We start from the raw sequence: 24575 nt of genomic DNA, 5'->3' as shown, positions 1-24575 counted from the left end.
GTTTTCGCGTCAGGACCAGCTCAAGGCCGACAGGTCGTTCACGAACAGCGGCATGTCTTTCCACAGGCCCTTGATGTTCTTGTTGGCCACGGTGACCCATTGCGGCTGGTACAGAAAGGCGTGCACGCAGTCGTCGGCGATGAGTTTCTGGATTTCGCCGATCAGCTTCTTGCGGTCGGCCTCGCGCGGCGAGGTCTTGTACTTGGTGTACAGGTCGTTGAACTTGGGGGACTCGTAGTTCCAGTAGTAGGGCTTGGCGAAGTTACCCAGGTCAAACGGCTCGACGTGCGAAATGATGGTCAGGTCGTAGTTCTTGGCACCGTAGGTTCCGCTGAGCCACTGTGCCCACTCGACGTTCTGCAGCTTGGCCACAATGCCGACCTTGGCCAGCATGGCCGCGATCACCTCGCCGCCCTGGCGCGCATAGGGGGGCGGGGGCAGGGTGATCGTCAGTTCCAGTGGCGTGGTGATGCCGGCTTCCTTGAGCAGGGCCTTGGCTTTTTCCGGGTTGTAGGGGTTCACGCCCGTGGTGTCGATGTAGCCAAAGGCGCCGGGCACATAGTGGCTGCCGATGGGCGCGCCATAGCCGTCGCCCGCGCCCTCGATCACGGCCTTGCGGTCGATGGCCGCGGCAATCGCGCGGCGCACGCGAACGTCGTCCAGCGGCTTCTTCTTGTTGTTGATGGCCAGGATGGTCTTGGCGCGCGAGCCGCTCACCACCACCTGGAACTTCGGGTTGCTCTTGAACTGGGGCACGCTGCGCGGCGTAACGCGCGGGAAGGCGTCCACGTCGCCGGCCAGCAGGGCGGCAACCTGGGCTGCCGGGTCGGCGATGAAGCGGAAGGTGGCGCGCTTGAGCTTGATGGCCGCCGCGTTGCGGTAGCCGTCCCATTTGGTCAGCGTGGCCGACGAGCCCTTGACCCAGTTCTCTAGCTTGTAGGGGCCGGTGCCCACGGGCTTGGTGGCGTTGGTGTCGGCGCTTTTGGGTTCCACAATGATGGCCGTGGCCTGGCCCATGAGGAACAGGAAGTCGGGGTCAAGCTCCTTGTTGATCACCACCAGCGTGTGCTCGTCGATGGCGGCCACGCTTTCCATGCTGGCAAAGGTGCGCTTGTCCTTGTTGGTGCTTTTCTCGGCGCCCGCGCGCTGGAACGAGAACTTCACGGCCTGGGCATTGAAGGGTTCGCCGTTCTGGAACTTCACGCCCTTGCGCAGCCGGAAGGTGTAGGTGCGCAGGTCAGGCGAAATTTCCCAGCTCTCCGCGAGCAGCGGCGACACGGTGCCGTCGGAATTGACCTTGGTCAGCGTTTCGTAGATGTTGTACAGCGTGATTTCGGCAATGGCCGATGCCGCGCCCGCTGTCGGGTCCAGCCCCGGGGGCTCGAGCGCCATGGCCAGCACGATCGCATCTTTCCTGCCCTGGGCCAGTGCAAATTCGGGCAGGGCCAAAGGCACGGAGGCCAGGGCGGCGGTGGACAGCACGGTGCGTCGGTTCAGCATGGTTTCACTCCAGGAAGGTTTCCACAACGAAAGGGTTGAGTCGCAGGACGTAAGTTACATCATCCGCGAGATGGCGCGGATTGCGCAAGGGGGGCTTGGGCCGGGACGCCCGCGCCGGCACGCCGCCGGCGTCCCGGCTGCGCCTGCGGGACGGCGGCCAGCAGGGCTTGCGTGTAGGGATGCTCGGCGGCGCTGAACAGGCGCTCGGGCGGCCCCTGTTCCACGATCCGGCCCTGCCAGATCACCGCCACCTCCTGGCACAGGTGCTGGACCACGGCGAGGTCATGGCTGATCAGCATGTAGGTCACGCCAAACTCGTTTTGCAGGTCCTGCATCAGGTTGAGAACCTGGGCCTGCACCGACACGTCGAGCGCGCTGACGGGCTCGTCGGCCACGATCAGGCGGGGCCGCGTGATCAGCGCGCGCGCGATGGCGATGCGCTGGCGCTGGCCACCGGAGAACTCGTGCGGGTATTTGTCCAGGTCGCTCGCGCGCAGCCCGACCGAGGCCAGCACCTCGGCGGCTTGCTGGCGTTGCGCGGCGCGCGGCGTGTTGCTCAGCGCCGCGAGGGGCTCGGCCACGATGCGGCCCACGGTCTGGCGCGGGTCCAGTGAACCGTAAGGGTCCTGGAACACCATTTGCACGTCGCGCCGGGCTTCGCGCAGATCGGAGGGGGACAGCGCATGCAGGTCTCGGCCCAGCAGCTTGACCGAGCCCGATGTGGGCTTGTCCAGCGCCATCACGAGGCGCGCCAGGGTGGACTTGCCGGAGCCCGATTCACCCACGATGCCCAGGCTGCGACCGGCCTGCACCGTGAAACTCACGCCGTTGAGCGCCTGCACGCTGCGTGGCGCGCCAAACAGAGACTCACGCGGCAGGGTGTATTCGCGGACCAACTGGTCCACCCGCAGCAGCGGCGACGTGCTCATGCGGCCTCTCCTGAAGTCAGGGCGGCGATGGCCTCCAGCCGGCTGCAGCGCACGATGTGGCCGGGCTCGGTTTCCACGCCGGGTGGCGGCTCGGTGAGACAGTGCGCGACCGTGTAGGCGCAGCGCCCCGCGAACGGGCACCCCGCGGGCAGATCCACGAGTTCGGGCACGGTGCCGGCAATGGTGGCCAGGCGCTGGCCCCGCGCCGACCGCAGGCTGGGCCGGGCCCCGAACAGGCCCCGGGTGTAGGGGTGCGTCATGCGGGCGAAAACGGCATCGGTGGGGCCGCTTTCCACCACGCTGCCGCCATACATGACGAGCATGCGTTCGACGTTCTGGGCAATCACGCCCAGATCGTGCGAAATCAGCATCAGCGCCATGCCGCGCTCGGCCACGAGTTCGTCGATCAGGTCCAGGATCTGTTGCTGGATGGTCACGTCCAGGGCGGTGGTGGGCTCGTCGGCAATCAGAAGGTCGGGGCCGCAGGCCAGCGCCATGGCGATGGTGATGCGCTGGCGTTGCCCGCCCGAGAACTGGTGAGGGTAGGCGTCCACCCGCCGGGCCGCGTCCGGTATGCCCACGCGGTCGAGCAGGGCGATCACCTGCTTGCGCGCGGCCGGGCCTGTGAGGCCGCGGTGCAGCCGCAGCGGCTCGGCCACCTGGCGGCCAATGCTGTGTACCGGATTGAGCGCCGTCATCGGTTCCTGGAAGATCATGCCGATGCGGTTGCCGCGCAGGCGGCACAGCTCGCTGTCCTTCTTGCCCACCAGTTCCTCGCCGTCAAAACGGATGCTGCCGCTGACCTGCGCACTCTCGGGCAGCAGGCCCAGCAGCGACATCACGGTGATCGATTTGCCGCATCCGGACTCGCCAATCAGGCCCAGTGTTTCTCCGCGTTCGAGCGAAAACCTCACGCCGCGCACCGCCTCGGCCGGGCCGCGCTGCGTCTGCAGGCGCACATGGAGATCCTGGACTTCGAGCAGTGGCATGGGTCTTGGGCCTATCGCTTTCGCGCCAGCCGCGGGTCGAGCAGGTCCCGCAGGCCGTCGCCCAGCAGGTTCAGTCCCATCACCGCCAGGGCAATGGCCACGCCGGGAAAGACCGCGAGCAGCGGGGCCTGGAACATCAGGGTCTGGGCCTCGCTCAGCATGCGGCCCCAGGAGGGTTGCGGCGGCTGCGTTCCCAGCCCGAGGTAGGACAGCGCGGCCTCGGCCAGGATGGCAATGGCAAACCGGATGGTGGCCTGCACGATCAGCACCGAGGCGATGTTGGGCAGCACGTGCTCCATCGTGATGCTGAAGGCCCCTTTGCCGCAGGCCCGCGCCGCGAGCACGAATTCGCGCGACCAGATGGTGTTGGCCGAGGCCCGCGTGATGCGCGCGAAGGTCGGGATGTTGTACACACCAATGGCAATGATGGCGTTGACAATGCCGGCGCCGAACACGGCGGTCATCATGATCGCCGACAGGATGGCCGGGAACGCGAAGCTGAAGTCCGACAGCCGCATGATCAGCTCCTCGACCCAGCCGCGCCGCGCGGCCGCCAGCAGGCCCAGGGCCGTGCCCACGACCAGGCCGATGCCCACGGCGATCACCCCGACGAGGATCGAGGCCCGCGCCCCCACGAGCAGCAGCGAGGCCACGTCGCGCCCGTAGGGGTCGGTGCCCAGCCAGTGGCTGGCGCCGGGGGGCTGCAGCTTGCCGCGCATGTCGATCTCATAGGGCGAGAAGGGCGTCCAGACCAGTGACAGCGCCGCCGCCAGCAGCAGCAACAGCGTCAGCACGCCGCCAATGACGAACGCGCGATGGCCCAGCGCCCGCCGCCAGAAGCCGGGCGCGCTCTGGCCGACAGGCAGGGGAGGGAGCACGGCACTCATATGTCGCTGGCCTTCACGCGCGGATCGATCACGGCATACAGGATGTCAACCACGAAGTTGACGACGACCACCATGGCCGCCAGCAGCATCACGCAGTTGCGCACCACGATCAGGTCGCGGTTGGAGATGGACTGGAAGATCAGCCGGCCCAGGCCGGGCAGGTAAAAGACATTTTCGACCACGATGGTGCCGGCCAGCAGTTCGGCGAACTGCAGCCCCATCACGGTGATCACCGGGATCAGCGAATTGCGCAGCACATGGCCCCACAGCGTTGCGCGCTGTGACAGCCCCTTGGCCCTTGCGGTGCGCACAAAGTCTTCACGCAGCACCTCGAGCACCGCCGAGCGGGTGATGCGCGCGAGGATGGCCGCCTGGACCACGGCCAGCGAGATGGCCGGCAGCAGCAGGGCTTTCAGGCCCTGGGCGATGCCGTCGTCCCAGCCGGGGAAGCCGCCGGCGGCAAACCACTTGAGGTGCACCGAGAACAGCAGGATCAGCAGGATCGCGAACCAGAAATTCGGGATGGCAATGCCCACCTGGCTCAGGCCCATGAGACCAAGGTCGCCGAGCTTGTTGTGGCGTGCCGCCGCGTAGATGCCCGCGGTCAGCGCCAGCACGGTGGTGATGGCCATGGCGATGAAAGCCAGTGGCACGGTGACGCTCAGGCGTTCCAGCACCAGCTCGGACACCGGGCTGCTGTAGGCATAGCTCAAGCCCAGGTCACCCGTGACCATGCCGCTGACCCAGCTCCAGTAACGCTCAAGCGGCGGGTGGTCGAGCCCCAGCTTGGTGGCCAGGGCCAGCACGGCGTCGGGCGAGGCGTCGGGGCCCATGAGAATCTGGGCCGCGTTGCCGGGCAGGATTTCCAGCACCAGGAACACCACGACCGACGCGCCCACCAGCGTTGCGATCAGGGTGATGAAGCGCTTGAACAGGAAAAGACTCATGAAGCGCCGGATAATGCCAGAACTTCCCGCTGGAGAACTTTCGCATGGCACTGATGATCACGGACGACTGCATCAACTGCGATGTGTGCGAGCCGGAGTGCCCGAACGAGGCCATCTACCTGGGCGAACTGATCTACGAAATCGACCCCGGCAAGTGCACCGAGTGCGTGGGCCATTTTGACGAGCCCCAGTGTGTCCAGGTCTGCCCCGTGGCCTGCATTCCGGTCAATCCGCAGCACCTGGAGAGCCGCGAGACGCTGATGCAGAAATACCTGCGGCTGACGGCGGCAGGGGACCCCCGCGCCGCCACCGGCCCCGATGCGGCTTCCTAGGCTCCTAGGCTTTTGACGCCTTTTCCTTGGGCGCCTTTTTCTTCGCCGTCTTTTTCTTCTTGGCTGCCTTGGCGCCATCGGGCGCGATCGCCGTGAAGTAGGCCGGCTTCTTGGGCTTGGTCATGACCGGCCGGGCCGGTTCGGCCTCAGGCTGCGCGCGCGTGGGGGGAATGTAGGCCGGGGCGGCCTGCGCTTCCTGGCGCAAGCGCTCCTTTTCCATGGCGGCCGCGGCCTGGGCGTCACGCTGGGCCGCGCTGCGGGTGTCGCTGCGCTGCTGGGCCGTGCGCTCGTCCTGCGCCTGCACCACCTGCCCGCCAGCGCAGGGCGCCTGGCTGTAGGTGTTGCCGCATTTGTAGGCATTCTGGGCGCTGGCGCTTGCCCCAAGGGCACTGAGTGCTATCAAAACTGAAGCAATTTGAAGCTTCTTCATGTCATCCTCCCTGTGGTTGATCAATCGGGCTGCGGCCGCGGCGGCTTGGGCCGGGGCGGTTTGTGGGTGTGGACTATCAGTGTCGCCTTGTCCATTTCGCCCGCGAGCAGGGCGGGCACGGCCTTGAGCGTGCGGGCGATGCAGTCCTGCATGGCTTCGCGCTGGTCGGGAGCGGGTTTCTTGAGCACCCAATGGATCACCTCCGACTTGACGCCGGGGTGGCCGATGCCCAGACGCAGGCGCCAGTAGTCCCCCGTGCCGAGCTGGGCGTGGATGTCGCGCAGCCCGTTGTGGCCGGCATGGCTGCCGCCGAACTTGAGCTTGGCCTGGCCGGGCACGACATCAAGTTCGTCGTGGGCAACCAGAATCTCCTCAGGCTGGATCTTGAAGAACCTCGCGAGCGCGGCCACGGATTTGCCGGACAGGTTCATGAAGGTCTGCGGTTCGAGCAACCAGAGGGTTTGCCCATGAACCGTGGTGCGCGCCACGAGGCCGTGGTAGCTGCGTTCGTGCGTGAGCGTGACCTTGAGCTCGGCGGCCAGGGCATCGATCCACCAAAAACCGGCGTTGTGGCGCGTGGCTTCGTACTCGGGGCCTGGGTTGCCCAGGCCAACAAACAGTCTGATCATGGGCCTGTATTAGAGACGAAAAAAAGGCCCGCGCGTGCGGGCCTTGAGATGCTGCAGGCCACGAGGGCCGCGCCGGGCTTATTTCTTGGCTGCGGCCTTGGCATCGGCCTTGGCGGCGGGCGCCTTGGCGTCGGCCGCGGGCGCTGCGGCGGCAGCGGGTTCAGCAGCTTCTTCACCACCGGTCTGGACCACGGACACCAGCACCGGGTTGGTCTTGCCGTGGGTCACGGCCGACACGCCCTTGGGCAGCGTGATGTCGTTCAGGTGCAGGGAAACACCCTTCTTCAGGCTGGACAGGTCCACTTCAATGAACTCGGGCAGGTCGGCCGGCAGGCAGGCGATGTCGAGTTCGGCCATCACGTGGTTGACCACGCAGTGGTCAAACTTCACGGCCTGGGATTCCTCGGACTTCACGTAGTGAAGCGGCACCTTCATGTGCAGCTTGGTCTTGGCGTCCACGCGCTGGAAGTCGATGTGCTGCACCAGTTGCTTGTACGGGTGGTATTGCACGTCGCGCAGCAGCACCTTGGCGGTCTTGCCGGCCAGTTCCATCTCGAGGATGGTGGAGTGGAAGGCTTCCTTCTTGAGGGCGTGCCACAGCGCGTTGTGATCGAGTTCGATCAGTTGCGGCTGGCCTTCGCCCCCGTAAACAATACCGGGCGTCTTGCCGGTGTTGCGCAGACGGCGGCTCGCACCCGTACCCTGCTTGGCGCGCTCAAAAGCGACAAATTTCATGACTGACTCCTGAAAGAGTCCACCGCGACCAGTGTGACTCCGTTGAAAAAACCACCGTTGCCGGTGGCGACTGGCTGACTTGCGGCGTCAGCGGGCCGGTGTGCCCGGGGAAGCCTCAGAAGAGGTTTTCCTGGTCCGAGAACAGACTCATGACCGACTCACCCTTGGCGATGCGCTGGATCGTCTCGGCGATCAGCGGTGCCACGGTGAGCTGGCGAACCTTGGTGCACGCTTTCGCGGCATCGCTCAGGGGGATGGTGTTGGTCACCACCACCTCGTCGAGCGCCGAACCCTGCGCGATGCGTTCCATCGCCGGGCCGGAAAAAATCGGGTGCGTGCAATACGCGTAAACCTTCTTGGCGCCGCGCTCCTTGAGCACCTCGGCGGCCTTCACCAGCGTGCCGGCGGTGTCGATCATGTCGTCCATGATCACGCAGTTACGCCCGTCGATCTCGCCGATCACGTGCATCACCTCGCTCACATTGGCCTTGGGCCGGCGCTTGTCGATGATGGCCAGGTCGGTGTTGAGCTGCTTGGCCAGGGCCCGGGCCCGCACCACGCCGCCCACATCGGGCGAGACCACGATCAGGTCTTCATAGTTCTTCTGCCGCACATCGCTCAGCAGCACCGGCGACGCGTAGATGTTGTCCACCGGGATGTCAAAAAAGCCCTGGATCTGGTCAGCGTGCAGGTCCATGGTCAGGACCCGCGAGACGCCCACCGTCTGCAGCAGGTTGGCCACCACCTTGGCCGAGATCGGCACCCGGCTCGAGCGCGGGCGGCGGTCCTGGCGGGCGTAGCCGAAATAGGGGATGACGGCGCTGATGCGTTCGGCCGAGGCGCGCTTGAGCGCGTCAACCATGATCAGCAGCTCCATCAGGTTTTCATTGGTCGGCGCGCAGGTGGACTGGACCACGAACACGTCGCGGGCGCGCACGTTCTGGTTGATCTCGACCGTGACTTCGCCGTCGGAAAACCGGCCCACATGGGCGTTGCCCAGCGAGATGCCCAGGTGTTGCGCGATCTCGGCGGCAAGGCCGGGATTGGCATTGCCTGTGAAGACCATGAAATCGGAATGTGGTTGAGCGGCCTGCATGGAGCTTCCCGGCGATGAAATGGTTGGTTCCTGTACGTCGCGCGCACCAGTGAGTTGTGCATTTGGCAGGGGAGGAAGGATTCGAACCTTCGCATGCTGGAATCAAAATCCAGTGCCTTAACCAGCTTGGCGACTCCCCTACACAGGTCAACAGCCCGAAAGCTGCCAACCGATCAACTGTCGCTGGACGCCCAGCCCACCAGGGGATGAACCTCCAAATTGCCGCACGTCCTGACTTCCCATTCTGCCGGAGCAGTCTGCAAGGCCATGTCTTGCCGCATTTGCGCAAACACCGCGCTTCCCGAACCGGTCATCCGGCCCTTCAACCCTTGCGACTCGAGCCACTCCAGGACCTGAGTCACCGCGGGGCAAAGCCTCTGGGCAACCGGCTGCAGGTCGTTATGGCCAAACCCGAAGGGATCGCTTGCGAACCCGCCTTCAGGGTTTGCTCCAAATTCGCCATTTGAGTTTGCAGCAAAGCCTGAAATTATAGCAGTTCTGGAATCGCGTTTCAGACCGGCATCGCCAAAAATCAGCCGGGTGTCCAGGCCCTGGGGTGGTTTTGCCACGACAAACCGCGCGGGCGGCAGGGCCAGCGGGCGAATCTGCTCGCCAATGCCCTCCACCAGGGCATGGTGGCCACCCAGAAAAAACGGCACGTCAGCCCCCAGCGCCAGGCCGATGGCCATGAGCTTCGAGACCGGAAGGTCCAGTTGCCAGAGCCGGTTCAGCGCCAGCAGGCAGCTCGCGGCATCCGACGAGCCGCCGCCCATGCCGGCCTGCGCCGGGATGCGTTTTTGCACCCCGATGTGCGCGCCCATCGAGGTCCCGGTGGCGGCCTGCAAGGCGCGGGCCGCCCGCAGGACCAGGTCATCGGGTGGCAGGGGCGGGCCGAGGTCCTCGCGGCTCAGTTGCCCGTCCGCCCTGAGTTCGAAATGCAGGCTGTCGCACCAGTCCACCAGCATGAAGACCGACTGCAGCAGGTGGTAGCCGTCGGCGCGCCGGCCCGTGACGTGGAGAAACAGGTTGAGTTTGGCCGGAGCCGGAACGTCGTGGAGCGCGCGCATGCGCCGATTATCGACAGGCTGCCGGGCTCAGCGGTCCAGCACCACCCGCATTTCGGCGGTGGGCGGTGGCGCGAGGCGACGCGCCTGCAGCCGTCCGTCGGGCAGGCTCGACAGGTCGGCCTGCCAGCCCTCGGCGGGCGTGGGCGTGCCGGCCAGCCAGTCGAACAACGCCGGCACCGGTATGGCGGCGCCCGTGGCCTGGGTCACCAGGGCATCCAGCGAGTCGAATTCGCGTACCTCGCTGCCCGAGATCAGCGTGGCCTTGCCGGGGCCCCAGGCGAGCCGGGCCACGGTGCCGCCCAACGGGTTGAACAGGGCCAGTTCCCCGGCGCCGGCTTTCCCGCTGAGTTCAAACCCGGCGGAAAACGATTGGGGCGGCTGGCCATCCACTTTGAGCGCCAGGCGGCCGCTCCAGGGGCCGGTTTGGGGGTCTTTTGGGCCTGTAGTCCTTGACAGCTGGGCACATCCTGCTATGAAAAATGTAGCGAACACAAGGCCAAGGCCCAGCGCCCTCGGCCAGGCGAACCGGCTCACAGCTTGATGCCCAGGCGCTTCACCGTGGCCAGCAGGGCGGGGTGGTCCGCATTGAGCAGCAGGCCTTCCTTGAGCACGGCCACGGCGCGGTCCTGCAGGCCCAGGGTCCAGAGCACTTCGCCCAGGTGGGCGGCGATTTCGGGGTCGGGCCGCGACTTGTAGGCGCCCTCGAGGATGCGCAGGGCATCGCTCCAGTGGCCCATGCGGAATTCCACCCAGCCCAGGCTGTCGGTGATGAACGGGTCGCCCGGCGCCAGCTTGAGCGCCTGGCGGATCAGGCTCCGGGCTTCGGTCAGCCGCACGTTGCGGTCCGCCAGTGAATAGCCCAGGGCGTTGTAGGCGTGCTGGGCGTCGGGCTTGATGGCAATGACCTGGCGCAGCAGGCGCTCCATGTCGTCGGGCTTGCCCAGCTTCTCGGCCAGGATCGCCTGGTCGTAGAGCAGGTCGGTGTCCCTGGGCTCCTTGGCAACAGCCGACGCGAGCAGGTCGTAGGCCGGCTGGAACTGCTGGTTGTCGCGCAGCAGCTGAACTTCTGCCATGAGCTTCATGCGCGCGTCGCCCGGGTTGCGCTCGGGCAGTCCGCGTAGCAGTTTGCGGGCTTCGTCGAGCTTGCCCTGGCGCGCAAGGATGGAGGCCCGGCGGTTCTGCGCGCTGATCATGTCCTGCGCGTTCTCGATGCGGTTGAGCCAGGCTTCGGCGCCCGGGTAGTCCTTGCGCTTCTCGGCGATCTGCGCCAGCGACAGGTAGGCCTGCGCCAGGCCCCGGCTGCGCTCGGCGCTTGCGGGCTGGGCACTCACCAGGTCCACGTAGCGCTTGAGCGAGGCTTCGGCCGCCGCCTGCTGGTTGTCCTGGACCTGCAGCGTGCCCTGGATCAGCCAGGCCTCGGCGAATTCGGGCCGTTGCGCCGTGACTGCTTCCAGTTGTTTGGCGGCCTCGGCGTAGCGCTGGGCATCGAGCAGCACCCGTGCATAGCCCATGCGGATTTCGGGAGCCGCGCGGCCGTCAAGGTATTGCGTCAGCAACGGCTCGGCCTGCGGCATGCTCGCGGCCATCAGCTCCAGGGCCAGCAGCGCGGGGCCATCGGCCGCGGCATCGACTTTCTGGGCCCGGCGGACCGCGTCAAGCGCGCCTTCGGAGTCGCCCGCGGCCAGCCGCATGCGGCCCACGGTGGTCCAGGCCGCCGCGCCCGTGCTGGCCTGCATGAGGTAGTCGCCAAGCGCCTGTTCCACCACGCTGGCGGCCTGCTTCTTGTCGGCTGCGCGTGCGAAGAAACGGGGCAGGAAGTTCACCGCCGCGTTGCGGTTGGCCGCGGGAACCAGCGCCAGGTCGTCGCGCAGGGGTTGCAGCGTGTCCTGCAGGCGGTTCAGCGCGATCAGGATCTGCAGCACATAGCGGTTGGCCTCGCGCGATTCGGGCTGGGCCTGCTTCCAGGCCTGCGCCGCCTGCAGGGCGGAGTCGCCCGAGCGCGCCTGGAAGGCGATGTCCACGGCGCGCTGGTAGAGCTTGGCGTCGTTGGTCTTGCGCGCCGCGTCCAGGATCAGGGCGTAGGCCGTGCCGGGCTCGTTCCCCTGGGCATTGATCTCGCCCAGCAGCAACTGGTAGAACAGCTCGCCGTCCAGTGCCGAGCTGACGGGCGGATCGGAGGGCGACTTGCCGTCTTCAGGTGTCTGGGCGGCCGCGCATTGCGCCCCGCCAGCAAGGATAAGGGCCAGGGCCAGAGGGGTGAATCGCAGCATCGGCTCATAATAATCCAAGCCTGTTAACCCCTTGCACAGATGCCGGAACTGCCCGAAGTCGAGGTCACGCGCCTGAGTTTTGCCGATCGCATCGCGGGTGCCCGCATCGGACAGGTGCGCCTGGGCAAGGCCCTGCGCTGGCCGCTGGGCTGTGAGCCCGAAGCCCTGGTCGGGCGCGTGGTCACGGGCGTGCGGCGGCGCGGCAAGTACCTGTTGATGGACATGGATCAGGGCCTGCTGCTGCTGCACCTGGGCATGTCTGGCAGCCTGAGCTTCACCCAGGACCCGCGCGAGGCCGGCGTCCATGACCACTTTGACCTGGTGACCAGCCGCGGCCTGCTGCGGCTCAATGACCCGCGCCGGTTCGGCGCCGTGGTTCATGCGAGCGACGAGGGCGCGCCTGTTGCGGTCAAGCTGCTGGGCCGACTGGGGATGGAGCCGCTCACCGATCAATTCGATGCCGCGGCTTTTCATGCCGGGCTGAAGCGGCGCCATGCGCCGATCAAGCAGGTGCTGCTGGCTGGCGACGTGGTGGTGGGCGTGGGCAACATCTACGCCTCGGAGGCCCTGTTCCTCGCGGGCATCCGGCCCACGGTGCGGGCCTCGCGCCTCAGCGGACCGCGCGCGGCGCGCCTGCATGCGGCGGTGCGCGATGTGCTGGCCCGCGCGGTGCAAAAGGGCGGCAGCACCCTGCGGGACTTTTCCAACGCGCATGGCGAAAGCGGCTACTTTCAGCTCGAAGCCATGGTGTATGACCGGGCGGGGCTGCCGTGCCGACAGTGCGGCGGCACCATCCGGCTGCTGCGCCAGGGCCAGCGGGCCACCTATTTCTGCGCCAATTGCCAGAAGCCCTGAGTGCGCAGGGGTGGGCTCGGTGTATATTCAAAGGTCAGCCGGAGACTAAGTGGGCACTTCCTTCAACGAGCAATTCGATCAGCATGGTGCTTGGCGGCGCGAGTTCGCGCTGCGCCTGAAACTTCTGTCGGAGTGGATGAAGGACCATGAACTCCTTGACGCCTCCGTGGAGGAGCGGCTGCGCCGCCTTGAGCTGCAGATGCGTTCCGACAAGGTCATGGTGGCCTTCGTCGCGGAATTCTCGCGCGGCAAGTCCGAGCTGATCAACGCCATTTTCTTTGCCGGCTACAAGCGCCGCATCATGCCGGCCAGCGCGGGCCGCACCACCATGTGCCCGACCGAGCTGGGCTACGACGCGGATGTGCCGCCCTGCCTGCGCCTGCTGCCCATCGAGACCCGCCTGCAGCCGCAGGCCCTGATGGAATGGCGCATGGTCCCGGAAAAGTGGACCCGCATCGATCTTGATGTGAACGATCCGACGCAGCTGGCGCAGGCGCTTGAAAAAGTGGCCGAGGTCCGGCACGTGTCCAAGGACGAGGCCAAGGCCCTGGGTTTCTGGCATGACGAGGTGCCTGAAGACAACCCCATGCTCAATGCCGACGGGCTGGTGGAAGTCCCGCGCTGGCGGCATGCACTGATCAACATCGCCCACCCCCTGCTCAAGCAGGGGCTGGTGATCCTGGACACGCCTGGCCTCAACGCGATTGGTGCCGAACCCGAGCTCACGGTCAACCTGATTCCGCAGGCACATGCGGTGGTGTTCATCCTCGCGGCTGACACGGGGGTGACCAAGTCCGATCTGGCGATCTGGCGCGAGCACCTGATCACCGAAGGCGACAACAACGATTCGCGGCTGGTCGTGCTCAACAAGATTGACACGATGTGGGATTCGCTGAGCACGCCGTTCCAGGTGCAGGCGCAAATTGATCGCCAGCGCGCAACCTCGGCCGAGATTCTGGGGCTGCGGCAGGACCAGGTGATCCCGGTGTCGGCCCAAAAGGGGCTGGTGGCCAAGGTCAACGATGACGCCGCCCTGTTGCAGGCCAGCCAGTTGCCGATCCTGGAGCGCGCGCTGGGCCAGGGCGTGATGGGACAACGGCAAAAAATCCTGCGGGCCGCGGTCGGCGGCGGGATTGCCGACCTGCGCGCCGAGGCGGGTCGAGCCATACACATTCGCCGCCGGGATCTGGCCGAGCAGATGCTGGAGCTCAAGGGCCTGCGGGGCAAGAACACCTCGGTCATCAAGCACATGCGCACCCGCATCGAGCAGGAGCAGGGCGAGTTCGACATCAGCGGAGCGCGCATTCACGCGGTTCGTTCGGTGCACCTGAAGCTCTTGCGCGAGGTGTTCGAGATGCTGGGCACCGGCGCGCTCAAGGCCGAGATGGCCCAGCTCACCACCGCGATGCGTCAGCCCGGCATCAAGCTGGGCGTGAAAAAAGCCTACTTCCAGACGTTTGAACGCCTGCGCGCCGGACTGCGCAAGGCCCAGGCCACGAGCGCCGAAATCCAGAACATGCTCGGCGGGACCTTCCGCCAGCTCAACGCGGAATACGGGTTCTCCTTGCAGGCGCCCAAGGAGCCCGACCTGGAGCGCTATGTGCGCGACCTGGATCTGGTGGAGCGCAGCCACACCCAGTACCTGGGCGTGGGCAATGTGCTGCGGCTGGCCCAGCCCGAATTTGCCGACCGGCTGGTACGTGCGCTGGCCACGCGCCTGCGGGTGGTCTATGAGTCGGCGCTCGGCGAGGTGGAGCTATGGAACAAGTCCGCGGCGGCGCAACTCGATGCCCAGCTGCGTGAACGCCGCCGCAATTTCGGGCGGCGCATGGAAGCCATCGAGCGCATCCAGCAGGCCGCCACGGGCCTGGATGACCGCATTGCCGAAATCAGCGCGCATGAACGCGCGCTGGACGAGCTCGACGCCAAGCTCACCGAACTCACGGCGCATCTCATGAGCACGCCGGCCGGCGGCAGCGCCAACGACGAAGCGCAACTCAAATCCGCATGACGGCGTTTGCCAGTCGCGTGGTCCGCTGGCAGCAGGCCCACGGGCGCAGCGGCCTGCCCTGGCAGGGCACCCAGGATCCCTACCGCGTCTGGCTCTCTGAAATCATGCTGCAGCAGACCCAGGTGTCGACGGTGCTCGACTACTTTGATCGCTTTCTGGCGCGCTTTCCTGATGTGCGCGCATTGGCTGCCGCGGATCTGGACGACGTGCTGGCGCTGTGGAGCGGCCTGGGCTACTACAGCCGGGCGCGCAACCTGCACCGCTGCGCCCAGGAGGTGGTGTCGCTGCACGGAGGCGGGTTTCCACGCACGGCGGCGCAGCTGCAGACCCTGCCGGGCATAGGCCGTTCCACGGCGGCGGCCATCGCGGCCTTCTGCTTTGGCGAGCGGGTGGCGATCCTGGACGGCAATGTCAAGCGCGTGTTGACCCGTGTCCTGGGTTATGCCGACGACGTGGCTCAGGCGGGTCACGAACGCGCCCTGTGGGATGAGGCGACCCGGCTGCTGCCGGCCCGTGATCTTTCCCAGGCGATGCCGCGCTACACCCAGGGCCTGATGGATCTGGGCGCGACGCTCTGCCTGTCACGCAACCCCTTGTGTGGGGACTGCCCGGTCCAGGCTGATTGCGTGGCCCGGCGCGAGGGAGCACCCGAGCGTTACCCGGTCAAAACCCGCAAGCTCAAGCGCAGTGCCCAGGCCCTGTGGCTGCTGCAGGCGCAAACCGAGCAGGGCCAGGTCCTGCTGCGCAAGCGACCGACCCCGGGCGTCTGGGCGGGCCTGTACTGCCTGCCGCTGTTTGACGACCGGCGGGCACTGGAGGCCGCGCTGCCGGCGGCATGCCGGGCCGATCTTCAGGATGACCCCGCATTCACCCATGTGCTGACCCACAAGGATCTGCATCTGCACCCCGTTCGGCTGCAGGTCAGTCCCGACGCGTCGGTGGCGCTGGAAGGCGACTGGTTTGATGCCGACCGCTGGCCGGCCCTGGGCTTGCCTGCCCCCATTCGCACCCTGCTGGCGCGCACGGCAGGCGGCTAGCGCGCGTCCAGCTCGCGATGCCGTCTGAGCGTGACCCACTGGTTACCAAAAGCGGATGCCAACTGCTCCACGAGGTAAACAGAGCGGTGCTGACCGCCGGTGCAGCCAATGGCCACGGTCACGTAGCTGCGGTGGTCCCGCGCCAGCAGTTCCAGCCAGTGGCGCAGGAACTGCTCGATGTGGGTGAACATCTGGTCGACCTCGGGGCTTTGGCGCAGGAAGGCGGCGACGGCGTCGTCCCGCCCTGTCTGGTGCCGCAGTGCCGGCTCGTAGTGCGGGTTGGGCAGCATCCGCACATCGAAAACGTAGTCCGCGTCGACCGGGATGCCGCGCTTGAAGGCGAAGGATTCAAACACCAGCGTCAGCTGGCTGGCGGCGGCGGAGATCAGCGATTTGACGTAGCCCTGCAACTGCGAGGCGCGGATCAGGCTGGTGTCGATGACATGGGCCTGCTCGCGCAGGTCGGCCAGCAGTTCGCGTTCGAGTTCGATCGCGTCCACCAGAACGTGCTGGTGCTCGGTGGCATCGCTGGCGACCTCCTTGCGCGACAGCGGGTGCCGGCGGCGGGTTTCTGAGAAGCGGTGGACCAGCGTGGAGGTGCCCGCGTCCAGGAACAGCGAGCGGAGGTTGACGCCCTGGGCGCGCAGGGCCGCCAGTTGCCGCGGCACCAGCGGCAAGGACGCCGCGCTGCGCACGTCCATGGCGATGGCCACGCGCGTGGCCCGGTGTTCCTGCTCCAGCGCCACGAAGGGCAGCAGCAGTTCGGGCGGCAGGTTGTCAACGCAGTAGTAGCCGGCGTCTTCCAGCGCGTGCAGCGCCACGGACTTGCCGGAGCCCGACATGCCGGTGATCAGGACCACCTCCAGCACGGGCGGGGCGCTGTCAGGTTCCGGCGGTGCGCTGGCCGCGGCCCCGGCGCTCACGGTTTGGGCTCCACCGGGCCTTCTCCCAGCATTTCCTTGGCGTGGGCCAGGGTGGTGCCCGAGAGCCGTTCACCACCGAGCATTCGCGCCACTTCGGCCACGCGGTGTTCGCCCTGCACCGCCGCCACGGTGCTGGCGGTGGCCTTGCCTTCGCTGTGCTTGGCCACCACCAGGTGATGGTCGGCGCAGGCCGCCACCTGCGGCAGGTGCGTGACCGCAAGCACCTGGCGGTCGCGTCCCAGCTGCTTCATGAGCCGGCCCACGGTCTCGGCCACGGCGCCGCCGACGCCCGAGTCCACCTCGTCAAAGATCAGGGTCTGGGCCGTGCCCAGCTCGCTGGTGGTGACGGCAATGGCCAGCGCAATGCGCGACAGCTCGCCGCCCGAGGCTACCTTGCCTACCGGGCGCGGCGTGCTGCCCGCATGGCCGGCCACCAGAAAGCTGATGTCCTCCAGGCCGTTGGCCGTGGGCTGGGCAGCGGGCTCCAGTGCCACCTCGAAGCGGCCGCCCTGCATGCCCAGTCCCTGCATGGCCTGGGTGATCGCACGGCCGAGCAGGGGGGCTGCCTTGCCGCGTGCCTTGGACAAGCGGCGGGCCTCGGTCTGGTAGTCGGCGCCGGCGCGCTGGGCGGCGGCTTCCAGTGCGGCCAGATCGGCGGCGGCATCCAGCCGGGCCAGTTCTTCCTTCCAGGTGGCAAGCAGAGCGGGCAGCTCGGCCGGGGTGCGCTTGTAGCGGCGTGCCAGTGACACCCAGGTGGACATGCGCTCGTCGAGCGCGGCCAGCCGTTCGGGATCGAGGTCGGTGCGGCGCAGCCAGGCGTGCAGCGAGTGCGCGGCGTCTTCGGCCTGGGCCAGGCTTGAAGCCAGAATCTCTGCGAGTCCACGGAATTCGGGCGCGAGATGCTCCTGATTTTGTAGCAGATCGCGAGCCTGCGCGAGCTGGCGTAGGGCGCCGCCGTCGTCGCCTTCCAGCAGTTCGGCCGCCGCCTGCGTGGTGTCGATCAATGCCTGCGCATGGGCCAGCCGCGTGTGGTCGGTGTTGAGCTGCTCCCACTCATCGGCACCCGGCGCGAGCTTGTCGACCTCGCCGATCTGCCAGGCCAGGCGTTCGCGCTCGCGTTGCAGCGAATCCTGCGCGGTCCGGGCATCGGCCAGTGTCTTGAGGGCCTGGCGCCATTGCTGCCACAGGGGGCCCAGGGCGGCGGTGCTGGTGCCGGCGTAGGCGTCCAGCAGGCCGCGCACGGCATCGGGACGCGTCAGGCTCTGCCAGGCATGCTGGCCATGAATGTCCACCAGCCGTTCGCCGACCTCGCGCAACTGGGTCGCGGTGGCGGGGCTGCCATTGATCCAGCCACGGCTTTTGCCCTGGCTGTCCACGGTGCGGCGCAGCAGCAGGCTGTCGGCGCCGTCAAAGCCCGCCTCTTCGAGCCAGCCCGACATCAGGGTTGTGGCGTCGAACTCCGCGCTGATGTCGGCGCGGGCCGCGCCCTCGCGAACCACGCCGGCGTCCGCCCGGGCACCGAGCGCCAGCTGCAGCGCATCGATCAGGATCGACTTGCCGGCGCCGGTTTCACCCGTGAGGACGCTGAAGCCGTCCGACAGGTCAAGTTCGAGTTCGCGCACGATCACGAAATCGCGCAGGGTGATGCGTTTGAGGCTCATGGTGGCAGGGGGTCAGGCAACACCCTCATTCCAGTGGAGCTTCTTGCGCAGGGTGTCGAAGTAGCTCCACCCCTTGGGGTGCAGAAAACGGACATGGTGCTGTGAGCGCCGCACGGTGATCCGGTCGCCGTGCAGCAGCGAGGCCAGCGACTGCATGTCGAAATTGGCGCTGGCGTCGCGGCCCGCTACTATTTCGATAGCAATCTCCGCCGGATCGGCAAGGACGATGGGCCTGTTTGACAGGGTATGGGGGGCAATGGGCACCAGCACCCAGCCCGGGATCGATGGATGCAGCAAGGGCCCGCCCGCCGAGAGCGCGTACGCCGTGGAGCCCGTGGGCGTGGCAATGATCAGGCCGTCGGCGCGCTGGTTGGCCACGAAATGCCCGTCCACCTCGACCCGCAGTTCCACCATGCCCGAGGTAGCGCCACGGTTCACCACCACGTCGTTCATGGCGAGCGCGTCAAACACGCAGTGGCCGTCGCGCCAGACCTTGGCATGCATCAGACTGCGGTGGTCTTCCTCGTACTCGCCCTGCAGCATCGGCGTGAGCGTGGCGCGGAAGTTGTCCAGGGGAATGTCGGTGATGAAGCCCAGGCGGCCCTGGTTGATGCCGATCAGCGGCACGCCATAACTCGCGAGCAGCCGGCCAATGCCCAGCATGGTGCCGTCGCCGCCCACCACCAGGCCAAGATCGCACTGTGCGCCGATGGCGGCCACGTCCAGCGCCGGGTAGTGGCCAATGCCGCTGGACTGCGCGGTGTCTTTTTCCAGCGCCACTTCGCAGCCGCGGTCCGACAGGAAGTGCGCGATGTCCTCCAGCGCGGCCCGGGAGGAACCCGCACCGGCGCCCTGGTACTTGCCAATGAGCGCAACGTGTCGGAAACGGGATTTCATGCGCAAATTACATCATTAAAATGCTTCCATGCTCGATGATCGTGCCAAGTTGTTGCTCAAAGCGCTGGTCGAGCGCTACATCGCCGACGGGCAACCCGTGGGCTCGCGCACCTTGTCCCGCGCCTCGGGTCTGGAGCTGTCGCCCGCCACCATCCGCAATGTGATGTCCGACCTCGAGGAGCTGGGGCTGATCGCCAGCCCCCATACCTCGGCCGGGCGCATTCCCACCGCGCGGGGTTACCGCCTGTTCGTCGACACCATGCTGACGGCCCAGCGCGAGCAGTTGCCCACGCCCAGCCTTGCCGCAGACCAGCCGCAAAAAGTCATCGCGCACGCGGCGCAACTGCTGTCCAACCTGTCGCAGTTTGTGGGCGTGGTGATGGCGCCGCGCCGCACCTCGGTGTTCCATCACATTGAATTCCTGCGGCTGTCCGAGCGCCGCCTGCTGGTCATCATCGTCTCGCCCGAGGGCGATGTGCAGAACCGGGTGATCTTCACCGAGGCTGACTACACCCAGCCGCAGCTGGTGGAGGCGGCCAATTTCCTCAATGCCAACTATTCAGGGCTGGCCATGGAACAGGTCCGTGAGCGGCTCAAGCACGAGGTGGAGAAGCTGCGCGGCGAAATCGCCACGCTGATGCAGGCCGCCGTGCAGGCCAGTTCCGAGGCCATGAGCCAGGCCCAGGAGGATGTGGTGATCTCGGGCGAGCGCAACCTGCTGGCCGTGAGCGATTTCACAGGCGACATGACCCACCTGCGCCGGGCGTTTGACCTGTTCGAGCAGAAGACACAGCTCATGCGCCTGCTGGACATCTCCAGCCGGGCCGAGGGCGTGCGCATCTACATCGGCGGCGAGAGCCAGGTGGTTCCGTTCGAGGAGCTGTCCATCGTCAGCGCGCCCTACGAGGTCGACGGCCAGATCGTGGGGACGCTGGGCGTCATCGGGCCGACGCGCATGCCCTATGACCGCATGATCCAGATCGTGGACATCACCTCGCGGCTGGTCACCAACGCCCTGAGCCACAACAAGTAGGCCTCTACAATCGCGGCTTCGGTCGGGGCGTTAGCTCAGCTGGTTAGAGCAGAGGACTCATAATCCTTTGGTCGTTGGTTCAAGTCCAACACGCCCTACCACCCTCGCACACGGGCCGTCCGGCCAAAGGGCGGCGATGGGGCGAACAAGGAATAGCGCGCCGCAGCCTTTGGCACCAATTTACGCCGCCTTTGGCACCATTTACACCGGCTTTGGCACCGCTTTAACTGCCCGATTTACACCCCCTTTGGCACCGTTTACGCCCCTTTGGCACCAAAGTTAAAGGTCTAGCTGCCCGGTCGAGCCAGGAGCTGGCGCCTTTTTGCCCCTGGCCGGCAGCGGATCGGGCGACGCGTCCAAAGGCCCGCTCCACTGCCGGAAGAACCCCGACGCGTCAGCCACAGAGCATTCCAGCCAGCGCCCGTACTCCTCCGGCGCCAGAATCACGACCATTCGCTTTTCATCGTCAGGCCGATGCATCCGGCTCATGACTGGATGGCCATCGGCGGGCACCGTGAGCATCGCAAAGGTGAAGGCCTCCTGGCCATCCGGATGCCGCCACCGCCTGTAGATCCCGGCGATGCCCATCGGCACGCCACCGGGCTGTTGAATGCGCCACCGCTCGGCCTTGCCGCTCTCCCAGTTCGGCTCATAGATGTACTCGGCAGGAATGACGCACCGCCATCCCTTCTTCCAGGACTCTCGGAAGCTGGGCTTGATCGCCACGGTCTCAGACCGAGCGTTGTATGTCTTCCGCCCCTGTGCAACCTCGACGGCAAAGTGGGGCAGTAATCCAAACATGCCGTCATGGACCTCAAACTTGCTTTTCGACCCGGCCTCCCCGAGCCGAATGAATGGTGCAAGGCCCGTAGGCCAGACGTCCGCAGGCAGCTGATCTGGCGCCCTCTCGACGCCAAAGAAGGTCAGCAGCCGATCGCTACTTGTGACAGGGCGGTAGTTGGAACACACACAACCATGATACGGCGGCGTCACCCCGACCACGATGGAGGGCCGGCAAAGCCGGCCCTCAGGGTCGCTGCGTGTTGGTTACAGAACGTCGGCGTACCTCAATTGCTCGTCCGGCGTCAGGGCCTGCATGAAGTGCAGCACCCGCAGAAGGTCAAGGCTCACATGGCTGACGTCCCCGACCCATTCCCAAGACGCCGGCTCTTTGGCCGCATGGCTGGCATGATTGGCCAGGGCGGCCTTCACCCGGTCGACCAGCTGGTCGCATAGCTGATTCGTCTCCTGGTAGGTTTGAGCGGCCGTTTTCATGCCGCACCCCCTTGGGCTTGCCCCTGCGCCTGGCCGGCTTCGTAGGCCGCCTGCAGGGCTCTGCGCAAGCCCACCACGCCGACCTCATGAAAGTCCAGCCCGTCCATACGTCGCTCGACCAGGGTCTCGATGTCCAAGTGCTGGCGGGCGATGGCGGTGAAGAGTTCGTCAGGGGTTTGCTTTTTCATGCTGGTCTCCGTGTTGCGATGACCCCAGTACCGCTCTGTTCCCCCACGCCAGCAAGCACCAATTGGAAAGCCAGACTGCGGTTGTCTGGCACTACCAATTCCGTATCAGCAGCTCGCCCTTTTCAGCTCTCCCGCGCCCCGAACCGCCCACCGTGTACTTGATCGCCAGCCGGCGCATCGTCAGCCCCTTGAAGGCCTGGCGCATCTCCGGGATGTCATTCACGCTCACGATCGCCTTGCCCTTGATGGTTCTCAGCAGCTCAGCCATGCGGGCGTACTGATCGAGGCCAAAGCCCACGCCGTACCCCTCGGTGCCCCAGTAGGGTGGATCGCAGTAGAAGAGCGTGTGCGGCCGGTCGTAGCGCGCCATGCAGGCCGCCCAATCCATGTGCTCCACCACCACCCTCGACAACCTCAAGTGAGCCGCGCTCAGATCCTCTTCGATGCGCAGCAGATTCAGGGCCTGGCTGCTCGTGGTGGCCACCCCGAAGGTCTGGCCCTCGACCTTGGCCCCAAATGTCAGCTTCTGCAGGTAGAAGAAGCGCGCCGCCCGCTGAATGTCAGTCAGCGTCTCGGGCGGCGTGGCCTGCGTCCACTCGAACAGCTTGCGGCTGGTCAACGCCCATTTGAACTGGCGCACGAACTCCTCCAGGTGGTGCCGCACCACCCGGTAGAGGTTGACCAGGTCGGTGTTCACATCGTTGAGAACTTCGACCTTGCTCGGTATCTTGTTAAAGAGCAATGCCGCTGCACCTGCAAACGGCTCCACATAGCAAGTATGCGGTTCGAACCACGGCAGGATCTCTGCCACCAGGCGGCGCTTGCCGCCAATCCACGGAATGATCGGCTGGGCCTTCAGCCCCATGCCCATCACCGCATCATCAAACACAACGCCGGCATCGTCCGGCACGTCCTTTTTTTCGGTCATCACAGTCTCGCCAATTCCTTTAACTACAATTCCCGCACCTGGTACCAGGTGGCGGGGCCTTTGGCCGAAACCGTGCGCAATCACGGCATAGGTGGGTGGCAAGGTGCTCCAACACCGAACCACTCGCCTCGTCTTTTTTTAGGGGGCTACCTCCCAGCCGTCCATATGCAGGGCCAGCTGATAGAGATCGCCGGGGCTGATGTGCCAGGACTCTTCCAGCCCCATTGCCTCCGCGCAGGCCTCAGAACAGAACCACCAAGCCCTATTGCTGACCCGCCAGGGGAACACCCAGCCCAACAGGCCAAACCAGTCGTATGGGGCTCCGACGTGGGCCTTGAACCAGGCCGAAGCCGTGTCGGCCGAGACGCCCGGCACCTTGATGAGCACCCAGCGGCCCGTGGTCAGGTCGACGGCCTTGCCGCGCACCCCGTGATCCCGGAAGCTGCTGGACCAGCACTTCTGCCCGCCTGACGGCTCGGGCAACACCAGCTCACAGTGTGAAAACCGGCTGCGCGTGCGCCAGCAGGTCAAGCGGTCAAACAGCAGCGCGTGATCGTTTTCGGCCAGGCGGCCCTTGTAGAAGGCGATGGTGATCGTCATGGCCGATACACCTCGTGGGGCTGGATCGGCGAGTCCAGGATCTCGAGCGCCCGGCCCACGCCAAGAATGGTCGCCGCTTCGAGTCCCAAGACGCCAGCTCTGGTATCGGCTCGGTCCAGATCGATGTAGTTCGCGGACATCACGTCTTGTTGGCTGGCCCGCAGCGCCGCAGCCTGAACACGCGCCGGCATCTCCGCCGCAGGATCGTCAAGCCCAGCAATTTCAAGCGCAATCTTTTCCGAAAGGACGAAACGATTGCGAAACGCAAGCACGGAGATGTGCCGTACCGCGACCGATGGCGGCGCGTCAAACGCTTCGCCGTCGTGGATCCACCCGGGGCCGACGGCGCCGCCAGCGCACTCGATCCACCCTTCCGGCGCGGTGAGCTGCAACGTCACATCAATCACCACGCCATTGACGACGCGAGCCCAACGCGGGACGCGGAAGACATCGTCGGCATAGTGCATGCCCACCTCAACGGGCGGCTGCGTTTGGGTCACGTCGAGCCAAAGGCCCTCGCCACCCTCTGGCGGTTGCTCCGCCCGGATCAGCTCCACGACGTGCGCGTCAAGGATGCGCGCCCACGCCTTGATGTCAGGCACTTCAACTTCTTCAAACATTGCCGTACTCCCGGATTTCAAGGTACCCAGCGCCGCCGTCACCACCCGGTCCACTGGTCGGCCCTGCGCCGCCACCGCCACCGCCGCCGCCGTAGTTCGCGCCGGGACTGCCGGCGGCCCCTACGGCACCACTGCCCGCGCCGCCCGCGCCACCGGCCCCGTAGAGGCTGTCACCGCCGCCGCCGCCACCACCGTAGCCACCAGCAGCGGCGCCGCCGGTGCCGAGGCCTGTAGAGGCCGCCATGCCACCCGGCGCGCTGCCGGTGCCGCCGGTCGCGTTGTTGCCACCGTCGCCGCCCTTGCCGCCCGCCACCCAGCCCGGCCCAGCCGTGGGGGCCACGCCGCCGATCGACACGCCTCCCGCTTTGCCGCCTGGCGCGAACATGCTGCCCAACCTCACGTTGCCGCCGTCGCTGCCGCCCACGCCCGCAGTGACAGACCCGGCGCCTGGCGCGCCCACCACGTACGTCAGGCCCGCGTCGGCGCGGAACCAGATCGACACAGGGGCGCTCGCGCTTCCAGCACCGCCGCCAGTGGTGCTCGCGTTGGCCGGCCGACCACCGCCCCCACCCGGGGGCACGAAGACGGCCTCACAAAGACCGCCCGGCACGGCGGGAGTCCACGTGCCGGTGCCGCTGGTGTAGCGGGTGGTCCTGATCGGCCCGCTGGCATCTGCGCCCGCCGGCCGCATGCTGTTGGGCGAAAACTGATGAGCGCCTGGTCCAAGAAAGTTCAT

Annotated in this window: 27 protein-coding genes and 2 tRNA genes; 6 read left to right on the top strand and 23 right to left on the bottom strand. The window is 66.5% G+C overall.

Annotated features, from left to right (window positions below; all coding sequences use genetic code 11):
* Positions 1–9: 9 nt before the first annotated feature.
* Genes KF796_19815 through KF796_19795 form a run of 5 tightly spaced genes read right to left on the bottom strand, consistent with a single transcriptional unit; the run spans position 10 to position 5252 of the window.
* A complete protein-coding gene (locus KF796_19815; protein ID MBX3588884.1) occupies positions 10–1500 on the bottom strand; it encodes an ABC transporter substrate-binding protein in 1491 nt (496 codons plus the stop codon).
* Positions 1501–1559: 59 nt separating this feature from the next.
* Positions 1560–2429 carry an ATP-binding cassette domain-containing protein gene (locus KF796_19810; protein ID MBX3588883.1) on the bottom strand — a complete coding sequence of 290 codons (870 nt, stop codon included), beginning with the start codon at positions 2427–2429 and terminating at the stop codon, positions 1560–1562.
* Positions 2426–3418 (bottom strand): ABC transporter ATP-binding protein, encoded by a 993-nt coding sequence (locus tag KF796_19805; protein MBX3588882.1) that lies wholly within the window; start codon positions 3416–3418, stop codon positions 2426–2428. Before KF796_19805 ends, KF796_19810 begins: the two co-directional genes overlap by 4 nt.
* Before the next feature lie 11 nt (positions 3419–3429).
* The gene (locus KF796_19800; GenBank protein ID MBX3588881.1) at positions 3430–4305 is read right to left on the bottom strand and encodes an ABC transporter permease; all 876 of its coding nucleotides are present in this window, start codon (positions 4303–4305) and stop codon (positions 3430–3432) included.
* Positions 4302–5252, bottom strand: coding sequence for an ABC transporter permease (locus KF796_19795; GenBank protein ID MBX3588880.1), 951 nt, complete (start codon positions 5250–5252; stop codon positions 4302–4304). The genes KF796_19800 and KF796_19795 overlap by 4 nt, the downstream gene beginning before the upstream one ends.
* A 44-nt stretch (positions 5253–5296) precedes the next feature.
* Between KF796_19795 and KF796_19790 the strand changes: the two genes are divergently transcribed.
* A complete protein-coding gene (locus KF796_19790; GenBank protein ID MBX3588879.1) occupies positions 5297–5584 on the top strand; it encodes a YfhL family 4Fe-4S dicluster ferredoxin in 288 nt (95 codons plus the stop codon).
* A gap of 4 nt (positions 5585–5588) precedes the next feature.
* Here KF796_19790 and KF796_19785 read toward each other — a convergent pair whose 3' ends face one another.
* The 8 genes from KF796_19785 to KF796_19750 form a co-directional block, all read right to left on the bottom strand.
* The gene (locus KF796_19785; protein MBX3588878.1) at positions 5589–6014 is read right to left on the bottom strand and encodes a hypothetical protein; all 426 of its coding nucleotides are present in this window, start codon (positions 6012–6014) and stop codon (positions 5589–5591) included.
* 20 nt (positions 6015–6034) lie between these two features.
* Complete coding sequence (gene pth / locus KF796_19780) at positions 6035–6643, bottom strand: aminoacyl-tRNA hydrolase (GenBank protein ID MBX3588877.1); 609 nt, start codon at positions 6641–6643, stop codon at positions 6035–6037.
* Positions 6644–6721: 78 nt separating this feature from the next.
* Positions 6722–7378, bottom strand: coding sequence for a 50S ribosomal protein L25/general stress protein Ctc (locus tag KF796_19775; protein MBX3588876.1), 657 nt, complete (start codon positions 7376–7378; stop codon positions 6722–6724).
* 115 nt (positions 7379–7493) lie between these two features.
* A complete protein-coding gene (locus tag KF796_19770; GenBank protein MBX3588875.1) occupies positions 7494–8474 on the bottom strand; it encodes a ribose-phosphate pyrophosphokinase in 981 nt (326 codons plus the stop codon).
* A gap of 63 nt (positions 8475–8537) precedes the next feature.
* Positions 8538–8614, bottom strand: a tRNA-Gln gene (locus tag KF796_19765).
* 33 nt (positions 8615–8647) lie between these two features.
* Entirely contained in the window at positions 8648–9541 is an 894-nt protein-coding gene (ispE, locus tag KF796_19760; GenBank protein MBX3588874.1) for a 4-(cytidine 5'-diphospho)-2-C-methyl-D-erythritol kinase, read from the bottom strand.
* Positions 9542–9568: 27 nt separating this feature from the next.
* Positions 9569–10048 carry an outer membrane lipoprotein LolB gene (locus tag KF796_19755; protein MBX3588873.1) on the bottom strand — a complete coding sequence of 160 codons (480 nt, stop codon included), beginning with the start codon at positions 10046–10048 and terminating at the stop codon, positions 9569–9571.
* Positions 10049–10071: 23 nt separating this feature from the next.
* Positions 10072–11811 carry a tetratricopeptide repeat protein gene (locus tag KF796_19750; protein MBX3588872.1) on the bottom strand — a complete coding sequence of 580 codons (1740 nt, stop codon included), beginning with the start codon at positions 11809–11811 and terminating at the stop codon, positions 10072–10074.
* Positions 11812–11850: 39 nt separating this feature from the next.
* Here KF796_19750 and mutM point away from each other — a divergent pair, with 39 nt between their 5' ends.
* Genes mutM through mutY form a run of 3 tightly spaced genes read left to right on the top strand, consistent with a single transcriptional unit; the run spans position 11851 to position 15714 of the window.
* Positions 11851–12666: a bifunctional DNA-formamidopyrimidine glycosylase/DNA-(apurinic or apyrimidinic site) lyase gene (gene mutM / locus KF796_19745; GenBank protein ID MBX3588871.1), complete on the top strand. Its 816-nt coding sequence runs from the start codon at positions 11851–11853 to the stop codon at positions 12664–12666.
* 49 nt (positions 12667–12715) lie between these two features.
* On the top strand, positions 12716–14677 hold the full coding sequence (locus tag KF796_19740; protein MBX3588870.1) for a dynamin family protein: 1962 nt from the start codon (positions 12716–12718) through the stop codon (positions 14675–14677).
* Complete coding sequence (gene mutY, locus KF796_19735) at positions 14674–15714, top strand: A/G-specific adenine glycosylase (GenBank protein ID MBX3588869.1); 1041 nt, start codon at positions 14674–14676, stop codon at positions 15712–15714. Before KF796_19740 ends, mutY begins: the two co-directional genes overlap by 4 nt.
* On the opposite strand, the gene rapZ is transcribed toward mutY, so the two are convergent.
* Genes rapZ through KF796_19720 form a run of 3 tightly spaced genes read right to left on the bottom strand, consistent with a single transcriptional unit; the run spans position 15711 to position 19195 of the window.
* Complete coding sequence (gene rapZ / locus KF796_19730; protein MBX3588868.1) at positions 15711–16574, bottom strand: RNase adapter RapZ; 864 nt, start codon at positions 16572–16574, stop codon at positions 15711–15713. The two genes, mutY and rapZ, sit on opposite strands and share 4 nt — an antisense overlap.
* 59 nt (positions 16575–16633) lie before the next feature.
* Complete coding sequence (gene recN / locus KF796_19725; GenBank protein MBX3588867.1) at positions 16634–18298, bottom strand: DNA repair protein RecN; 1665 nt, start codon at positions 18296–18298, stop codon at positions 16634–16636.
* 12 nt (positions 18299–18310) lie between these two features.
* Positions 18311–19195, bottom strand: coding sequence for an NAD kinase (locus KF796_19720; protein MBX3588866.1), 885 nt, complete (start codon positions 19193–19195; stop codon positions 18311–18313).
* A 28-nt stretch (positions 19196–19223) separates the two neighbouring features.
* Here KF796_19720 and hrcA point away from each other — a divergent pair, with 28 nt between their 5' ends.
* Positions 19224–20228 (top strand): heat-inducible transcriptional repressor HrcA, encoded by a 1005-nt coding sequence (gene hrcA / locus KF796_19715; protein ID MBX3588865.1) that lies wholly within the window; start codon positions 19224–19226, stop codon positions 20226–20228.
* Between the two features lie 24 nt (positions 20229–20252).
* Positions 20253–20329 (top strand) — tRNA-Ile (locus KF796_19710).
* Positions 20330–20507: 178 nt separating this feature from the next.
* Here the strand turns inward: KF796_19710 and KF796_19705 are convergent.
* The 7 genes from KF796_19705 to KF796_19675 form a co-directional block, all read right to left on the bottom strand.
* Positions 20508–21197 carry an SOS response-associated peptidase family protein gene (locus tag KF796_19705; protein ID MBX3588864.1) on the bottom strand — a complete coding sequence of 230 codons (690 nt, stop codon included), beginning with the start codon at positions 21195–21197 and terminating at the stop codon, positions 20508–20510.
* Between the two features lie 78 nt (positions 21198–21275).
* Complete coding sequence (locus KF796_19700; GenBank protein MBX3588863.1) at positions 21276–21503, bottom strand: hypothetical protein; 228 nt, start codon at positions 21501–21503, stop codon at positions 21276–21278.
* Positions 21500–21691 (bottom strand): hypothetical protein, encoded by a 192-nt coding sequence (locus KF796_19695; GenBank protein ID MBX3588862.1) that lies wholly within the window; start codon positions 21689–21691, stop codon positions 21500–21502. The genes KF796_19700 and KF796_19695 overlap by 4 nt, the downstream gene beginning before the upstream one ends.
* 91 nt (positions 21692–21782) lie before the next feature.
* Positions 21783–22562, bottom strand: coding sequence for a DNA adenine methylase (locus tag KF796_19690; GenBank protein ID MBX3588861.1), 780 nt, complete (start codon positions 22560–22562; stop codon positions 21783–21785).
* A 195-nt stretch (positions 22563–22757) separates the two neighbouring features.
* On the bottom strand, positions 22758–23219 hold the full coding sequence (locus KF796_19685) for a hypothetical protein (protein ID MBX3588860.1): 462 nt from the start codon (positions 23217–23219) through the stop codon (positions 22758–22760).
* Positions 23216–23839, bottom strand: a complete 624-nt coding sequence (locus tag KF796_19680) for a hypothetical protein (GenBank protein MBX3588859.1) — start codon at positions 23837–23839, stop codon at positions 23216–23218. Before KF796_19680 ends, KF796_19685 begins: the two co-directional genes overlap by 4 nt.
* Positions 23832–24575 carry a hypothetical protein gene (locus tag KF796_19675; protein MBX3588858.1) on the bottom strand — a complete coding sequence of 248 codons (744 nt, stop codon included), beginning with the start codon at positions 24573–24575 and terminating at the stop codon, positions 23832–23834. The genes KF796_19680 and KF796_19675 overlap by 8 nt, the downstream gene beginning before the upstream one ends.

Origin of the sequence: Ramlibacter sp., from assembly GCA_019635435.1 — a bacterium.
Classification (GTDB): Bacteria; Pseudomonadota; Gammaproteobacteria; order Burkholderiales; family Burkholderiaceae_C; genus JAHBZM01.
This window is presented reverse-complemented; position numbering and strand designations above follow the sequence as displayed.

Coding starts and splice junctions, on each gene's coding strand:
- KF796_19810 (MBX3588883.1), bottom strand. CDS start 2,429: ATGAGCACGTCGCCGCTGCTGCGGGTGGACCAGTTGGTCCGCGAATAC.
- KF796_19695 (MBX3588862.1), bottom strand. CDS start 21,691: ATGAAAAAGCAAACCCCTGACGAACTCTTCACCGCCATCGCCCGCCAG.
- KF796_19690 (MBX3588861.1), bottom strand. CDS start 22,562: ATGGGCATGGGGCTGAAGGCCCAGCCGATCATTCCGTGGATTGGCGGC.
- KF796_19675 (MBX3588858.1), bottom strand. CDS start 24,575: ATGAACTTTCTTGGACCAGGCGCTCATCAGTTTTCGCCCAACAGCATG.
- KF796_19785 (MBX3588878.1), bottom strand. CDS start 6,014: ATGAAGAAGCTTCAAATTGCTTCAGTTTTGATAGCACTCAGTGCCCTT.
- KF796_19685 (MBX3588860.1), bottom strand. CDS start 23,219: ATGACGATCACCATCGCCTTCTACAAGGGCCGCCTGGCCGAAAACGAT.
- KF796_19770 (MBX3588875.1), bottom strand. CDS start 8,474: ATGCAGGCCGCTCAACCACATTCCGATTTCATGGTCTTCACAGGCAAT.
- pth (MBX3588877.1), bottom strand. CDS start 6,643: ATGATCAGACTGTTTGTTGGCCTGGGCAACCCAGGCCCCGAGTACGAA.
- recN (MBX3588867.1), bottom strand. CDS start 18,298: ATGAGCCTCAAACGCATCACCCTGCGCGATTTCGTGATCGTGCGCGAA.
- mutY (MBX3588869.1), top strand. CDS start 14,674: ATGACGGCGTTTGCCAGTCGCGTGGTCCGCTGGCAGCAGGCCCACGGG.
- hrcA (MBX3588865.1), top strand. CDS start 19,224: ATGCTCGATGATCGTGCCAAGTTGTTGCTCAAAGCGCTGGTCGAGCGC.
- KF796_19805 (MBX3588882.1), bottom strand. CDS start 3,418: ATGCCACTGCTCGAAGTCCAGGATCTCCATGTGCGCCTGCAGACGCAG.
- KF796_19795 (MBX3588880.1), bottom strand. CDS start 5,252: ATGAGTCTTTTCCTGTTCAAGCGCTTCATCACCCTGATCGCAACGCTG.
- ispE (MBX3588874.1), bottom strand. CDS start 9,541: ATGCGCGCGCTCCACGACGTTCCGGCTCCGGCCAAACTCAACCTGTTT.
- KF796_19700 (MBX3588863.1), bottom strand. CDS start 21,503: ATGAAAACGGCCGCTCAAACCTACCAGGAGACGAATCAGCTATGCGAC.
- KF796_19800 (MBX3588881.1), bottom strand. CDS start 4,305: ATGAGTGCCGTGCTCCCTCCCCTGCCTGTCGGCCAGAGCGCGCCCGGC.
- KF796_19775 (MBX3588876.1), bottom strand. CDS start 7,378: ATGAAATTTGTCGCTTTTGAGCGCGCCAAGCAGGGTACGGGTGCGAGC.
- KF796_19815 (MBX3588884.1), bottom strand. CDS start 1,500: ATGCTGAACCGACGCACCGTGCTGTCCACCGCCGCCCTGGCCTCCGTG.
- mutM (MBX3588871.1), top strand. CDS start 11,851: ATGCCGGAACTGCCCGAAGTCGAGGTCACGCGCCTGAGTTTTGCCGAT.
- KF796_19720 (MBX3588866.1), bottom strand. CDS start 19,195: ATGAAATCCCGTTTCCGACACGTTGCGCTCATTGGCAAGTACCAGGGC.
- KF796_19790 (MBX3588879.1), top strand. CDS start 5,297: ATGGCACTGATGATCACGGACGACTGCATCAACTGCGATGTGTGCGAG.
- KF796_19680 (MBX3588859.1), bottom strand. CDS start 23,839: ATGTTTGAAGAAGTTGAAGTGCCTGACATCAAGGCGTGGGCGCGCATC.
- KF796_19750 (MBX3588872.1), bottom strand. CDS start 11,811: ATGCTGCGATTCACCCCTCTGGCCCTGGCCCTTATCCTTGCTGGCGGG.